Origin of the sequence: Actinokineospora sp. (assembly GCF_050699995.1) — a bacterium.
GTDB lineage: Bacteria > Actinomycetota > Actinomycetes > Mycobacteriales > Pseudonocardiaceae > Actinokineospora.
In genome coordinates this window covers 1-13,187 of sequence record NZ_JBOHGC010000431.1, presented here as the reverse complement: position 1 = coordinate 13,187, position 13,187 = coordinate 1, and the positions used below count along the sequence as shown (strand labels likewise).

14 protein-coding genes are annotated in these 13,187 nt (G+C 70.9%); 9 read left to right on the top strand and 5 right to left on the bottom strand.

Features of this window, described 5'->3' with window-relative positions:
• Positions 1 to 173: 173 nt before the first annotated feature.
• A complete protein-coding gene (locus ACRDSQ_RS21330; RefSeq protein WP_431423507.1) occupies positions 174 to 632 on the top strand; it encodes a ferritin-like domain-containing protein in 459 nt (152 codons plus the stop codon).
• Between the two features lies 1 nt (position 633).
• Here the strand turns inward: ACRDSQ_RS21330 and ACRDSQ_RS21325 are convergent, their stop codons facing one another.
• Both ACRDSQ_RS21325 and ACRDSQ_RS21320 read right to left on the bottom strand, forming a co-directional pair.
• Positions 634 to 1,299: a hypothetical protein gene (locus tag ACRDSQ_RS21325; RefSeq protein ID WP_431423506.1), complete on the bottom strand. Its 666-nt coding sequence runs from the start codon at positions 1,297 to 1,299 to the stop codon at positions 634 to 636.
• A 148-nt stretch (positions 1,300 to 1,447) separates the two neighbouring features.
• Entirely contained in the window at positions 1,448 to 2,455 is a 1,008-nt protein-coding gene (locus ACRDSQ_RS21320; protein ID WP_431423505.1) for an aminotransferase class V-fold PLP-dependent enzyme, read from the bottom strand.
• A gap of 23 nt (positions 2,456 to 2,478) precedes the next feature.
• Between ACRDSQ_RS21320 and ACRDSQ_RS21315 the strand changes: the two genes are divergently transcribed.
• Positions 2,479 to 2,889: a YjbQ family protein gene (locus tag ACRDSQ_RS21315; protein WP_431423504.1), complete on the top strand. Its 411-nt coding sequence runs from the start codon at positions 2,479 to 2,481 to the stop codon at positions 2,887 to 2,889.
• Between the two features lie 3 nt (positions 2,890 to 2,892).
• On the opposite strand, the gene ACRDSQ_RS21310 is transcribed toward ACRDSQ_RS21315, so the two are convergent.
• Positions 2,893 to 3,897, bottom strand: coding sequence for an ABC transporter permease (locus ACRDSQ_RS21310; RefSeq protein WP_431423503.1), 1,005 nt, complete (start codon positions 3,895 to 3,897; stop codon positions 2,893 to 2,895).
• Between the two features lie 101 nt (positions 3,898 to 3,998).
• Between ACRDSQ_RS21310 and ACRDSQ_RS21305 the strand changes: the two genes are divergently transcribed.
• The 3 genes from ACRDSQ_RS21305 to ACRDSQ_RS21295 are packed head-to-tail and all read left to right on the top strand — an operon-like array spanning position 3,999 to position 6,456.
• A complete protein-coding gene (locus ACRDSQ_RS21305) occupies positions 3,999 to 4,703 on the top strand; it encodes a hypothetical protein (protein ID WP_431423502.1) in 705 nt (234 codons plus the stop codon).
• A 50-nt stretch (positions 4,704 to 4,753) separates the two neighbouring features.
• Positions 4,754 to 5,497 carry an HAD family hydrolase gene (locus ACRDSQ_RS21300; RefSeq protein ID WP_431423501.1) on the top strand — a complete coding sequence of 248 codons (744 nt, stop codon included), beginning with the start codon at positions 4,754 to 4,756 and terminating at the stop codon, positions 5,495 to 5,497.
• Positions 5,494 to 6,456 (top strand): hypothetical protein, encoded by a 963-nt coding sequence (locus ACRDSQ_RS21295; protein WP_431423500.1) that lies wholly within the window; start codon positions 5,494 to 5,496, stop codon positions 6,454 to 6,456. The genes ACRDSQ_RS21300 and ACRDSQ_RS21295 overlap by 4 nt, the downstream gene beginning before the upstream one ends.
• Before the next feature lie 55 nt (positions 6,457 to 6,511).
• Here ACRDSQ_RS21295 and ACRDSQ_RS21290 read toward each other — a convergent pair whose 3' ends face one another.
• Complete coding sequence (locus ACRDSQ_RS21290) at positions 6,512 to 8,260, bottom strand: proline--tRNA ligase (protein WP_431423498.1); 1,749 nt, start codon at positions 8,258 to 8,260, stop codon at positions 6,512 to 6,514.
• A 115-nt stretch (positions 8,261 to 8,375) separates the two neighbouring features.
• On the opposite strand from ACRDSQ_RS21290, the gene ACRDSQ_RS21285 reads away from it, so the two are divergent.
• Positions 8,376 to 8,741, top strand: a complete 366-nt coding sequence (locus tag ACRDSQ_RS21285) for a VOC family protein (protein ID WP_431423497.1) — start codon at positions 8,376 to 8,378, stop codon at positions 8,739 to 8,741.
• Here the strand turns inward: ACRDSQ_RS21285 and ACRDSQ_RS21280 are convergent.
• Positions 8,731 to 9,681 (bottom strand): GNAT family N-acetyltransferase, encoded by a 951-nt coding sequence (locus tag ACRDSQ_RS21280; protein WP_431423495.1) that lies wholly within the window; start codon positions 9,679 to 9,681, stop codon positions 8,731 to 8,733. The two genes, ACRDSQ_RS21285 and ACRDSQ_RS21280, sit on opposite strands and share 11 nt — an antisense overlap.
• Positions 9,682 to 9,756: 75 nt before the next feature.
• On the opposite strand from ACRDSQ_RS21280, the gene yaaA reads away from it, so the two are divergent.
• From yaaA to ACRDSQ_RS21265, 3 genes are all read left to right on the top strand, one after another.
• Positions 9,757 to 10,497 (top strand): peroxide stress protein YaaA, encoded by a 741-nt coding sequence (yaaA, locus tag ACRDSQ_RS21275; protein ID WP_431423493.1) that lies wholly within the window; start codon positions 9,757 to 9,759, stop codon positions 10,495 to 10,497.
• 173 nt (positions 10,498 to 10,670) lie between these two features.
• The gene (locus ACRDSQ_RS21270; RefSeq protein WP_431423491.1) at positions 10,671 to 11,594 is read left to right on the top strand and encodes a serine protein kinase RIO; all 924 of its coding nucleotides are present in this window, start codon (positions 10,671 to 10,673) and stop codon (positions 11,592 to 11,594) included.
• 291 nt (positions 11,595 to 11,885) lie between these two features.
• Positions 11,886 to 13,187 (top strand): DEAD/DEAH box helicase (locus ACRDSQ_RS21265; RefSeq protein WP_431423489.1); only part of this gene is annotated, 1,302 nt, incomplete at its 3' end.

Here is a 13,187-nt window from a genome sequence, read left to right as displayed (position 1 = left end):
GGTCCGCCCCAGGCGCCGCCGTCGGACGCCGCCACCGCCCGCAAGCAGCTGCTGAGCGCCTTGCTCGCCGCCGAGGAGAAGGCCGCCGCAGTGGTCACGACCCTCCCCCGCTACCGCGCGGGCATGGTCGGCTCGGTCGCCGCGGCGTGCGCAAGCCTGCGGGAGGTGCTGGCATGACCCAGCCACAGCAGCCCACGCTGCCCGACGACACGGTGGCCGCCATCCAGGCCGCGCTGGGTGCCGAACACGCCGCGATCTGGGTGTACGGCCTGGTCAGCGCCTTCCTCAAGGCGTCATTCGATGCCCCGATCCGCGACGGCGCCACCGCCCACCGGGCCCGCCGCGACGCCATCGCGCGGCTGCTGGGCAGGTTCGGCAAGACACCGGAGCCCGCGAAAGCCGCCTACCTGACCCCGCAGCCGGTGACCGATGAGGCCTCGGCGCTGGCGGTGCTGGTGACGGCCGAACAGGACGCCACGGTGGCGTGGCGGGCGGCACTGGAACGGTGTGACGACGCCGACGTGCGCAAGACGGCGCTGGAGGGTCTGACGTCGGCGGCCGTGCGGGCGACGAGGTGGCGCAAGCTGGCTGGAATCACGCCACTCACATCAGCGCAGCCAGGTCTGCCATAGGTCAGGAGCTCTGGTCGATCTTCTCGCCCAGCCGCAGCGCGTCCTCGCATACGGCGTCAAGGGTCTTCTCGTCCTTGGCGCCGCTCTTGGTGAAGTCGCCTTCGACGATCGTGATGACCGAGCCGTCGACGCGTGACTGGTAGCCGCCGCCCTTGGCCAGCGAGTCGAGCCCGTCGACCTTGATGACCTTCTGCAGGACCAGGTCGCTGACGTTGCCGGTGTTGTTCTGCCTGGTCAACGTCTGGAGTTCGAGCGCCTTCTCCTGGCTCGACAGGTGCAGCACCGACACCGTGATCAGCACTTCCCGGCCGTCGGCCTTCGTGGTGTAGGCCGCCTGGATCAGTTTCGTGCACACACCCGGCCCGGCCAGCAAGGTCTTCGTCTTGCCGTAGGCGTGGCCGGGGCAGTCGGTGTCCGTTCTCGGCGACGGCACCTGCGGGTGCACAGCGAAGTCGTAGACACCTTCTCGGGCGGCAGGGGTGGTCTGCTGCGGACCGGCGCCGCCCGCGGGTTCGTCGTTGGTGTACCAGTAGACAACGCCCGACAGCACCGCCACGGCGACCAGGCCCAGGATGCGCATCGCCCAGGTCATGGCAGGGGCGGGCTCCGGTTCGGGTTGCCCCTCGGTGAACCGGAACGGCTCATCGCGGCGGGGCGCGTCCGACACGCGCGGAATCCACTCCGTCTCGCCGGGGCGGTGCTGCCCTGGCTGCGGAGGCTGTCCTGGACGCTGGGGTGCCGACACGACTGGTCACCGTAAACGGTCCGGGCGCTCCGCGTCAGGTCGGCTGGTGAATTAGTTGCGAATCTCCAGTTCAGCGCAGTGCGGCCAGAGCGAGCTCCACATCTTCCTGGGTCGAGTAGAGGTGGAAGGCCAGCCGCGCGCGCCCCGCGCGGGAGGCGCAGCGGATGCCCGCCGCGGTGAGGCTCTCGGCCGACCGGTCGATGGAGATGATCGCCGAGCCCGCGGGCGGTAGACCCAAGCCCGCCAGGAACTTGTCGGCGAGGCCGACGCAGTGGGTGTGGACCTCGTTCATGTCCAGGCCGGCCAACCACGGCAGCGCGCTCGCGGCGCCGACCTGGGCGAACCAGTCCGGGGACAGGTCGAACGCCCGCGCGCTCGACGCCAGGCGCAGGGGGAGGCTGTAGACGGTGTCCCACGGGTCCTCCCCCGCGTACCAGTTGGCGCCGACCGGCTTGGTCAGCTCCTCGGCGTCCGACCGGATCGCCAGCCAGGCCGACCCGCGCGGGGACAGCAGCCACTTGTAGCTGCCGCCGACCACCCAGTCCGCCCAGCCCAGGTCGAGCGGCAGCCAGCCGGCGGCCTGTGTGACGTCGAGCAGGACACGGGTGCCCGCGGCGCGCAGACCGGCCAAGTCGACGATCGATCCGTCGGCCGACTGCACGACGCTGACCGCGACAAGGTCGAACTCGGACGCGCGCTCGGCGATCTGGGCGAGCGGCACCTCCGTGACCGTGATTCCGCGACCCTGCGCGGCGAACGGGAACGTCGCGCTGGTGAACTCGCCCTCCGCCACGAGCACCCTGGTCCCGTCGGGCACACCCGCCGCGACCTGCCCGACCAACTGGGACACACCCGAGGCGATCGCCACCCGGTCGGCTTCGACCCCGACGATCCGCGCCCACGCGGCCCGCGCGGCCGCCACCGGCGCGTCGAACTCGGGGGCGTTGGTGTCCCCACGCCGCCAGCGGTCGACCACCTCCGCCATGGCGTCGGCCGCGAAGGCCGGTGGGACACCGATGCTGGCGGTGTTGAGGTACCCGGTAGGGATGTCGAACCGCTCTCCATAAGCCATGCGCACGCTTTCGACCTTACGGTGGACAGGTGCACAGCGAGGAGATCGAGATCCACACCGGCGACACCGAGGTCGTCTTCGACCTCACCGACCGGTGCGCCCGCTTCCTGACCGACGCCGACGCCACCGACGGCCTGCTCCACGTCTGGGTCCCGCACGCCACCGCGGGCCTGGCGGTGATCGAGACCGGTGCGGGCAGCGACACCGACCTCCTGCGGGCCCTCGGGGACCTGCTGCCCGCCGACAACCGCTGGCGGCATCGGCACGGCAGCCCGGGGCACGGCCGCGACCACGTCCTCCCGGCGTTCCTGCCGCCCTACGCGAGCATCCCCGTCATGGCGGGGACGCTCGCCCTTGGCACCTGGCAGTCGATCTGCCTGGTGGACACCAACACCGACAACCCGGTGCGCAAGGTCCGGCTCAGCTACCTCCCGGCCTGAGGTTCAGACCCGCTCCGCGATCCGTGCCGCTTGCGGCGCTTCCGCCGGGGCGGTCCGGTTCGGCAGCAGCAACAGCACGAGCCCGACAACGGCCATCGACCCGAGCACGATCACGCCGAGCCGCACGTCCGGCGCCGAACCCGTGCCCTGCAACAGGCTCCGCAGTCCCTCGGCGGAGAACCGGAACGGCGTCCACGACCACAGCAGCGCCCGGTAGGCCGGGTTCAGCAGCTCCGGCACCTGCCCGGCCACGGCGGGCGCGATCAGGTACAGCGGACCCAGGATCGCCGCCGCCCGGATGCCCAGGAGCCGCAGCAGGCCACCCTGGACCGACACGAACGCGACCGCGGCGAGGAGCAGGAAGCCGAGCACGTCCCAGGTCAGCGGGAGCGCCGAGTCCCACAGCGCCAGCAGCCCGACCACCGCGGCCGCGGTGGTGACGCTCGCCGCGGCGACCAAGGCCAGGCGGTGGCGGCGTCCGACCCGCAGGCCCAACCGCTCCGAGCCCACGACAAGTCCGATTCCCGCGACCAGACCGCCGACCCACAGCAGGGCGGTCGCCGCCAGCGGGGCGGTGCGGCCAGCGACGCTGACCGGGTTGAGGGTGACCGTGGTGACCTGGGCGCCCATCGCCTGCGCGGCCCCGGTCAAGACCTGCTGGGCGATCTGCGTGCCCTGCGGGTTGACCGCGCCCGACACCACGATCGTCGCGCCGACACCGTTGGCCGCGGGCGCCAGTTCGAGGATTCCGTAGACGTCCTTGTCCGCCAGCCGCTGCCGCGCGCCCTCCGGGGTGTCCACCCGCCAGGACACGGCCTCGCCCCCGTGCGAAGCGATCCGGTCCGCCATGGGCCGCAGCGGGCCGGGCGCCGAGATGGCCAGCGGGACCGCCTCCGGCCGGGAGGTGGCCTGCGCGCCGAAGGTCAGCAGGCCCAGCAGGACGGCGACGAGCGCTCCCGCGATGGACAGCGCGAGGACTAACGCGCCCGTTCGCTTGGGTCCGGACATGTCCGCCTCCTGAGTTCATCATGTGTTGAATTCGTACGGTACGCCGGACTCCGAAGCGGGTCAACACGCGTTGAATAACGCCACCCGCTACGGTCTGCGGTGTGCGAATCCAGCGTGCGGCCATCGGCGCGATCTCGCTCGCGGTCCTCGCAGGCGCGATAGCCACCGTGTCCACCCTCGGCTCCGCCGACGAACACCGGACCGAGGTCAGCGAACCGCCCCGCCCCACCGCCACCCGCGAGGCCGAACCGGCCGTCCCGACCGTGCCCGGCTGGCAGGTCGTCACCGACGAGACCGCCGCGCTCACCTACGAGGTTCCGCCGGGCTGGACCCTCGCCGAGGGCACCGAGACCCTGGAGTCCTCCAGCGGGGTCGAACTCGGGCACCTCGCCGACTTCGGTCCCTACCTGTGCCAGGGCGCCGAGTACGGCCGGGCCTTCAGCGGCAGCGGCCTGACCCACGGCGACCCGGGGGACACCGCCACCGAACTCGCCGCGGCCGTGGCCGCCGACCAGTACAGCGACGGCAGCCAGACCGCCCAGGTCACCTTGTCCCCGCCGACCCCCATCACCCGCGCGGGCGCGCGGGGCACGGTCGTGCGCGCCGACGCCGCGGTCACCGCCGAGAGCGCCGACCACTGTGCGAGCACCAAGGGAACGATCGTGGTCGTCGCGCTGAGCACGGCGGCGGGCACCTCGGTCGTCGTCCTCGCCGCCGACGCCGACACCGGGTCCACGCCGAGCGCCCCGCTCGTCAGCCCGGACGAGGTGCGGACGATCACCGAGAGCGTGCGTCCCTCCAGGTGAACCGTCCCAACGGGCGGAAAGCTGTCGGCGACCCGTGCCACCATGGCTGGGTGACCACACCCTCCACCCTCGTGCTCTGGGACATCGACCTCACCCTCGTCGACTTCAGCGGCATCGGCCGCCGCTGGTACGGCGAGGCCCTGACCACGGTGCTCGGCGTGGAGATCAGCCATGTCCCGGTGTTCCCGGGCCGCACGGAGCGATCGATCACCACCGAGATGCTGCGAGCGCACGACGCCGAGCCCACCGAGGACAACATCGCCCGGATGTACGCCGAACTGGTCCGCCTCGCCACGGAGGACGACCTGGCCACCGTCGGCCGCGCCCTGCCCGGCGCGACGGAGATCCTCGCCGCCCTGGCCGACCGCGACGACGTCGTGCAGTCCCTGGTCACCGGCAACCTGCCCGAGGTGGCGGCGCACAAGCTCATCCCGTTCGGTCTCGACGGTTTCGTCGACCTGGAGATCGGCGGCTACGGCACGCTGTCCGAAGACCGCCACGAACTGGTCCTCGCCGCCATCAGCGCCGCAGGCGACAAGCACGCCACGACCTTCACCCCCGATTCGGTGATCGTCATCGGCGACACCCCGCACGACATCGCCGCCGCCCTGCACCACGACGCGGTCGGCGTCGGCGTCGCCACCGGACGGCACAGCGCCGAGCAACTGGCCGCCGCCGGCGCCCACGCCGTCCTCGACGACCTGTCCGACACCGACGCCGTGCTTGCCTGCCTGCTCGGATGCGTGGGTTCCGGCACACGGACCAATGGGGGCCGGATACCGTTCGGGGCATGAGCACCCCAGGGGGTCCGTACTGGCAGGAACCGCAGCCGCAGTACCAAGTGGACCCGATGACCGGTCAGCCCGCGCCCTTCCAGGCCCAGCCCCAGCAACAGCAGCCTTTCGGCGGCTACCAGGGTTTCGGCATGTACCAGCCGCCCGAGCCGCCGAAGAGCAACAACGCGCCGTGGATCATCGCGCTGGTCGCGCTCCTGGTCCTCGGTGGCGGCGGTGTCGGCGCGTACTTCCTGCTGAGCGGTGATGACCAGCCGCAACAGCCGATCGCGAGCCCCGAGTCGTCGTCCAGCGCCCCGACGACCACAAAGGCAAAGCCGTCGCCCACGAAGTCGACGGCGAAGAAGCCCACTACGGCCAAGACCCCGACCGAGGTCGAGGAGATCAAGGTCGACGCGGTCACCCCCGGTTTCCAGGGTGTGCTGTCGTACAAGGAGAACGTCGCCTACGACGTCCCCACCGACTGGAAGATCGAGACGCCGGGCATGGTGGTCGGCTTCGAGGACAACGCGGGCAAGCCGAAGGCGATCATGCACGGCGTGTCGACGTACCGGGAGAACGCCTGCACCAACGTGCGCGGCTCCTACCGCGGCCGCGTCGGCCTTGTGTCGGTGGACGACCTCGAACTGGCCTTGGGCGCGAAGAACGGCGTCAAGGTCTTCGCCGAGGCCGCCGCGCTGAACAAGGACAACACCATGGCGCCGGTGACGTACACGGAGCCGGTCGCCACCAAGGTCGGCCACGGCAAGATCGACGCGATGACCGCGAAGGGCACCCTGACGGTCAACCAGCCGGGCGAATGCTCATCGCCGACGGTCGAGTTCACGTCGGTGGCGTTCAAGATCGGCGGCGGCAAGACCGCGATCTTCATCAGCTACATGGACCAGGGCGTCCCCGACGCGCTTCCCGCGGACACGCTGCAGAAGATCATCGCGAGCCTGCGCATCCACGAGGACTAAGAGCAAGCGAAAGGGGTGCGGGGCCATCGGCCGCGCACCCCTTTCGTGTGTTCGCTCAGCCCCGAACCAGTGCGGTCAGGTGCGCGACGATCTCCGCCACCGCGACCTCGGTCTTCTCACCGGTCGCCCGGTCCTTGACCTCGACCACGCCGTTCGCCAGGCCGCGGCCGACGACCACGATCGTCGGCACGCCGATGAGTTCCGCGTCCTTGAACTTGACCCCGGGCGAGGCCGGACGGTCGTCCAGCAGGACCGAGAGCCCGGCGGCGTCCAGGTCGGCCGCCAGCTTCTCGCCGCCCGCCCGCAGGGTGTCGTCCTTGCCCGCGATCACCAGGTGGATGTCGGCGGGCGCGATGCCGCGCGGCCACACGATGCCCAGGTCGTCGTGGTTCTGCTCCACGAGGACCGCGACCAGGCGGGACACACCGACGCCGTAGGAGCCCATGGTGATCCGCACGGGCTTGGAGTCCGGACCGAGCGCGTCCAGGGCGAAGGCGTCGGCGTACTTGCGGCCCAGCTGGAAGATGTGGCCGATCTCGATGCCGCGCGCGGCGACCAGGGTGCCGCCGCCGTCGGGGGCCGGGTCGCCCTCGCGGACCTCGGCGGCCTCGATGGTGCCGTCGGGGGTGAAGTCGCGGCCCGCGATGAGGTCGACCACGTGGTGGTCGGACTTGTCGGCGCCGGTCACCCAGGCGGTGCCGGTGACCACGCGCGGGTCGACAAGGTAGGTGACCCCGTTGTCCTGCAACGCCTTCGGGCCGATGTAACCCTTCACCAGGAACGGGTTCTTGGCGAAGTCGGCCTCGTCGAGGATGACGACCTCGGCGGGCTCCAGCGATGCCTCGAGCCGCTTCATGTCGACCTCGCGATCGCCGGGCAGGCCGACGGCGACGAGTTCCCAGTCGGCCTCGCCGGGCTTGCGGGTCTTGAGGAGCACGTTCTTGAGCGTGTCCGCCGCGGTGAACGTGCGGCCAAGGTTCGCGCCGTTGAGGAAGTTGACCAGCGTCTCGATGGTCGGGGTGTCGGGCGTGTGGTGGACCTGCGCGTCGGGCAGCCCGTCGAGCGGGATCGCGGGGGGCGCCTGGGTGACGACGGCCTCCACGTTGGCGGCGTAGTCGGAGTCGGTGGCACGGACGAAGGTGTCCTCACCGGTCTCCGCGACGGCCAGGAACTCCTCGGAGGCCGACCCGCCCATCGCGCCGGAGGTGGCCGAGCAGATCACGTACTCGAGGCCGAGCCGGTCGAAGATCTTGATGTAGGCGGCGCGGTGCTTCTGGTAGCTCTCGGACAGACCGTCGTCAGTGAGGTCGAACGAGTACGAGTCCTTCATCAGGAACTCGCGGCCACGCAGGATGCCCGCGCGGGGACGCGCTTCGTCGCGGTACTTCGTCTGGATCTGGTACAGCGTGACGGGGTAGTCCTTGTACGAGGTGTACTCACCCTTCACGGTGAGCGTGAACAGCTCCTCGTGGGTGGGGCCGAGCAGGTAGTCGGCGCCCTTGCGGTCCTTGAGGCGGAACAGGTTCGGGCCGTACTCGGTCCACCGGTGCGTCGTCTCGTAGGGCTCCTTGGGCAGCAGCGCGGGGAACTGGATCTCCTGGGCGCCCATGGCGTCCATCTCCTCGCGCACGACGCGCTCGATGTTGCGCAGCACGCGCAGGCCCAGCGGCAGCCAGGAGTAACCACCCGGTGCGACGCGGCGGACGTACCCGGCGCGGACCAGCAGCTTGTGGCTGGGCACCTCGGCGTCCGCCGGGTCCTCGCGCAGCGTGCGCAGGAACAGCGACGACATCCTGGTGATCACAATGGACTCCTCTGGGCCTCGTAGAAAGCAGGTCAAAGCGTAGTGACCCGGCCCTGGCCTGCGCATTCGGGTTACACGTGCGGAATTGTCGGTGGTCGGGTGCAACATGCCCGCCATGACTATTCACCTGGGCGGGACCACGATCGACTGCGAGAACCCGCGCGCACTGGCGGAGTTCTGGGCGGCCGCGATGGACTACAAGATCAGTGAGGACTACGGCGGCGAGTTCATCATGCTGCTGCCCGAGGGCGGCACGCTCGGCGAGGTCCCGTACCTCGGCCTGCAGCGCGTGCCGGAGAAGCGCGACGGCAAGAACCGCGCGCACCTCGACTTCCACACCGAGGACCGGCTCGCCGAGGTCGAGCGGCTGGTCGCCCTCGGTGCGTCGGTGCTGGGCGAGGAGAAGATCCCCGGCCTGACGTGGTCCGTTCTGGCGGACCCGGAAGGCAACGAGTTCTGCGTCGCGTCGGCTACCGGATGAGCGCATAGGTCGTCCACCGGCCCGTGACAGCGAACCCACACCGCTCGTAGACCCCCAGCGCCCCGGTCGAGTTGCCGCTGTCCACAGCCAGCGCCACCACCTCGTACCCGGCGTCGCGGGACTGCCGCAACACCGCGGCGAGCATGGCGGTCGCTGTCCCACGCCCGCGCCAACCCTTGCGGGTGCCGACCTGGCCCACCCAGAGTTCGCGGCGGCCGGTCCCGGAGTCCTGCGCGGCGGAGCCGTAGCCGAGGACGTAGGCGGCGATCTCGCCCGTCACGTCGTCGCGCAGGATCAAGGCCCGGTCGGCCGCGAACGAGGGGTTCCCGGTGACGTGGCGGCGCCAGTACACCGGGTCCGCCGGGATGGAGCCCCAGTGCTCGGCGAAGCACTCGTTGTGCGCGCGGCGCAGCTCGTCGTCGATGGCCGGGCTATAGCCCTCGGCGGTGAGGCCCGGCGGGATCGGCGGATCCAGGATCGGGCCGGACAACTCGACGGACATGTCGAAGAACCAGCGCACCGGCACGTAGCCCGCGGCCCGCAGCAGCGCGGCATGGCCCACGTTGGCTTCGTGACTGGTCGAGCGCGGCTCCAGCCGCAGGTCCGGGCAGTGCGCCGCGTGCCACTGCTCGGCCACGCCGGCCATCCGGTCAAGCAGGTTCCGCCCGATCCCCCGCCGCCGGTGGGCGGGGTGGACGTGCCCCTCGAGCGGCACCCCGTTCACCTCGGTGTGGCCCGCTTTGAACCAGGCGACGCCTGCCGCGACGAGTCGCTCGCCGTCGAACCCGCCGATGGCGCCCAGGCCCGGGTCGGACATCACCTCGGCGAACTCGTCCGCGCCCGCGTGCTCACCGGTCTTGTCGACCGCCTCGGCCGCGGCCCGCAGCTCCACCCACTGATCGGCGTCGTCGGCGGCCAGGTTCCGCCAGGTGATGGTCATCCCCCGACGGTACGACCGGCACGGGCCGGGATCGACCGAATTACCGAGCGCGCGGCCACCGCTTAAGCTCACCGCGTGCTCGTGCTGCTGCCCCCATCGGAGACCAAGGCCGAGGGCGGCGCCGGAGCCCCCCTCGACCTCGCCGCGCTCTCCTTCCCCGAACTCACCCCCGTGCGTGAGCGCCTGGCCACCGCCTTGACCGACTTGGCCGCCGACGTCCCGGCGAGCCTGGCCGCGCTCGGCCTCTCGGAACGCCAGGCGGACGAGGTCGCCCGCAACGCGGCCCTGCGCGAGTCGCCCACGATGCCCGCGCTGGAGCGCTACACCGGCGTCCTCTACGACGCCCTCGACGCGAAGTCGTTCACCAAGCCGCAGTGCAACCGGGCCAACCGCAGGCTCGCCGTGGCCTCAGCGCTGTTCGGCGTGGTGCGCACGGGCGACCCGATTCCGGCCTACCGGCTTTCCGGCGACACCGTGCTGCCCGGACTCGGCGGCCTGCGGACCCTCTGGCGGACCGACCTGGAGAAGACGTTGTCCACAGTGGACGAATTGGTGGTCGACCTGCGCTCGGGCGCCTACGCCAACCTGGCGGCGATCACGCACGCCGTGACCGTGCGCGTGGTCACCGACGACGGCACCGGCAGGCGCAAGACCGTCAGCCATTTCAACAAGGCGTACAAGGGCAAACTGGCCGCCGCGCTGGCCTTGGCCCCGCGCGAACCGGGCTCCGTCCGAACCCTCATCTCGGTCGCCGCGGCCAACGGGATGCGGCTGGAGCCGACGGGCAAGAAGACGCTCGACCTGATCGTCGGTTAATTCGATTGACCGCCCCGACCTGGGCGGGCAAGCTGTGCGCGACAGAGGCGAAGAGGACCTGAGGAGGTGCGCCGTGGTGATGACTGTCCCGGTGGCTGCACCAGCCCGGCCACCCGCCCCACGTCGCTGACTCTCGCGGTGGGGCTTCCTTCCCAGGTCTAGGAGACCCACCAGTGCGAAAGCACGAGTTCACCGACGATTTCGACACTTTCGACAGCACCCCGCGCGGCCGCATGCGCCGTGTCCGGTTCGACGACGACCCCCAGCCGCAGCGCTCCGGCAGGCTCACCGAGGCCGAGAAGGCCCGCCTTGCCCGCGCCCGCGACGACGCCTACACCGCCGCCGAGGAACTCCCCGACGGCGCCGACCGGTGGTCGACGTGGGGTGACAGCGAGCAGGGCCCGCACCCGCGACCCGACTGGCTGGTCACCGACCTCGCCGCGGCCGACACCGAGCTCGGTGTGCTCAAAACGGGCAAAGAGGCCGACGTGTTCGTCATCGAACGCGCCGTCCCCGACGGCGCGCGCTGCCTGCTGGCCGCCAAGCGGTACCGCAGCGGCGAGCACCGGATGTTCCACCGCGACGCGGGCTACCTCGAGGGCAGGCGGATGCGCCGCTCCCGCGAGATGCGGGCGATGGCCAACCGCAGTTCCTTCGGCCGCAACCTCATCGCCGAGCAGTGGGCGGTCGCGGAGTTCGCCGCGCTCACCCGGCTGTGGTCCATCGGCGCCCCCGTGCCGTACCCGGTTCAGCGCGACGGCACGGAGATCCTGCTGGAGTTCCTGCGTGACGGCGACGAACAGGCCGCGCCCCGGCTCGCCCAGCTCCGCCCGGAACGCGACGAACTGCGGGAGCTGTGGGAGCAGCTCGTCGCGGGACTGGAACTGTTCGCGGTCGTGGGCCTGACCCACGGCGACCTGTCGGCGTACAACACGCTGGTCCACGATGGACACCTGATGCTGATCGACCTCCCCCAGGTCGTCGATCTCATCGCCAATCCGCGCGGTGCGGAGTTCCTGGCGCGTGACGTTGCCAACATTTCGGGGTGGTTCCGCTCCCGCGGGCTCCCGATGACGTTGTCGATCCGGGCACTCTGACCGCTCGACTGCTGGTCACGGCCGGTATCGACTGACCGGCACGGGGAGCGGCGTACGTGATCCTGGTCCCTTGGTGCGCACTCGCTACTGGGTGTGCGCTAACCTAGACACGCATCGTGAGCGACACATGTACGTCGCTCCCCGCCCGGCAACCGAATGACCGCCGGATGGCCAGCGGTGCCACCCGCAACTAACGGCGTGACATACGCGCCGGGCCCGTCCGTGTGACCTGCCGACCTCCTTTGAAGAGGGCGGAGCCTCCCGAGACGTGCCACGTCCGGAGAGGACCCCGTGCAGAACTCTGCCCTGCCCACGAACGACCTGATCTCGAACGACATCGCTGAAGACGATCGCAAGCCCCGTCACCGCCAGAGCGGCAAGGGCAAGCACAGCGACATTCAGGCCGAAGGAGCTGTTTCATTCGCTGACCTCGGTCTGCCGCAGCCCCTGCTGAAGGCGCTGTCCGACGCAGGCATCACTTCCCCCTTCCCCATCCAGGCCGCGACGCTGCCCGACGCCCTCAAGGGCAAGGACGTGCTCGGCCGCGCGCAGACCGGCTCGGGCAAGACCCTGGCCTTCGGCCTCGCGCTGCTGGCCCGCCTGCAGGGCGGCCAGCCCCGTGCGCTGCGTCCCCGCGCGCTGATCCTGGTCCCCACCCGTGAACTCGCGCTGCAGGTGAGCGACGCGCTCACCCCGCTGGGCAAGTCGCTGGGCCTGTGGGTCCGCACCGCCGTCGGCGGCATGTCGTTCCCGCGGCAGTCCGACGCCCTCAAGCGCGGTGTCGACCTGCTGATCGCCACGCCGGGCAGGCTGTCGGACCACGTCCGCCAGGGCACCTGCATCCTGCACGACGTGCAGTACATGGCGATCGACGAAGCCGACCAGATGGCCGACATGGGCTTCCTGCCCCAGGTCCGCGAGATCATGGACCAGGCCGACCCGGACGCCCAGGTGCTGCTGTTCTCGGCGACGCTCGACGGTGACGTCGACCAGCTGATCAAGCGGTACATGAAGAACCCGGTCACCCACTCGGTCGCCCCGGCGACCGCCAGCGTGTCCACAATGGACCACCACATGCTGCTGGTGTCCAAGCAGGACAAGGCCGACGTCATCGCCGAGATGGCCGCGCGCGAGGGCCGCACGATCATGTTCGTGCGCACCAAGCACCACGTGGACCGCCTCGCCGACAAGCTGCGCTCGGTCGGCGTCCACGCGGGCGCGCTGCACGGCGGAAAGACCCAGGGCGCCCGCAACCGCGTCCTGAGCCAGTTCCGCGACGGCAACATGCCCGTCCTGGTCGCCACGGACGTCGCGGCCCGCGGCATCCACGTCGACAACGTCAGCTTGGTCGTGCACGTGGACCCGCCCGCCGACTCGAAGGACTACCTGCACCGCGCCGGCCGCACGGCCCGCGCGGGTGAGTCCGGCACGGTCGTCACGGTGGTCACCCACGACCAGCGCCGCACGGTTGTGCGGATGACGGACAAGGCGGGCGTCAAGCCGGAGAGCACCAAGGTGCGCCCCGGTGACCCGGACCTCGCGCGCATCACCGGTGCCCGCACCCCGTCCGGCGAGCCGGTCATCGAGCGGGTC

Excerpts from the sequence above, each read along its gene's own strand:
- ACRDSQ_RS21330 (WP_431423507.1), top strand. The coding sequence starts at position 174 with ATGACCCAGCCACAGCAGCCCACGCTGCCCGACGACACGGTGGCCGCC.
- ACRDSQ_RS21285 (WP_431423497.1), top strand. The coding sequence starts at position 8,376 with ATGACTATTCACCTGGGCGGGACCACGATCGACTGCGAGAACCCGCGC.
- ACRDSQ_RS21310 (WP_431423503.1), bottom strand. The coding sequence starts at position 3,897 with ATGTCCGGACCCAAGCGAACGGGCGCGTTAGTCCTCGCGCTGTCCATC.
- ACRDSQ_RS21295 (WP_431423500.1), top strand. The coding sequence starts at position 5,494 with ATGAGCACCCCAGGGGGTCCGTACTGGCAGGAACCGCAGCCGCAGTAC.
- ACRDSQ_RS21280 (WP_431423495.1), bottom strand. The coding sequence starts at position 9,681 with ATGACCATCACCTGGCGGAACCTGGCCGCCGACGACGCCGATCAGTGG.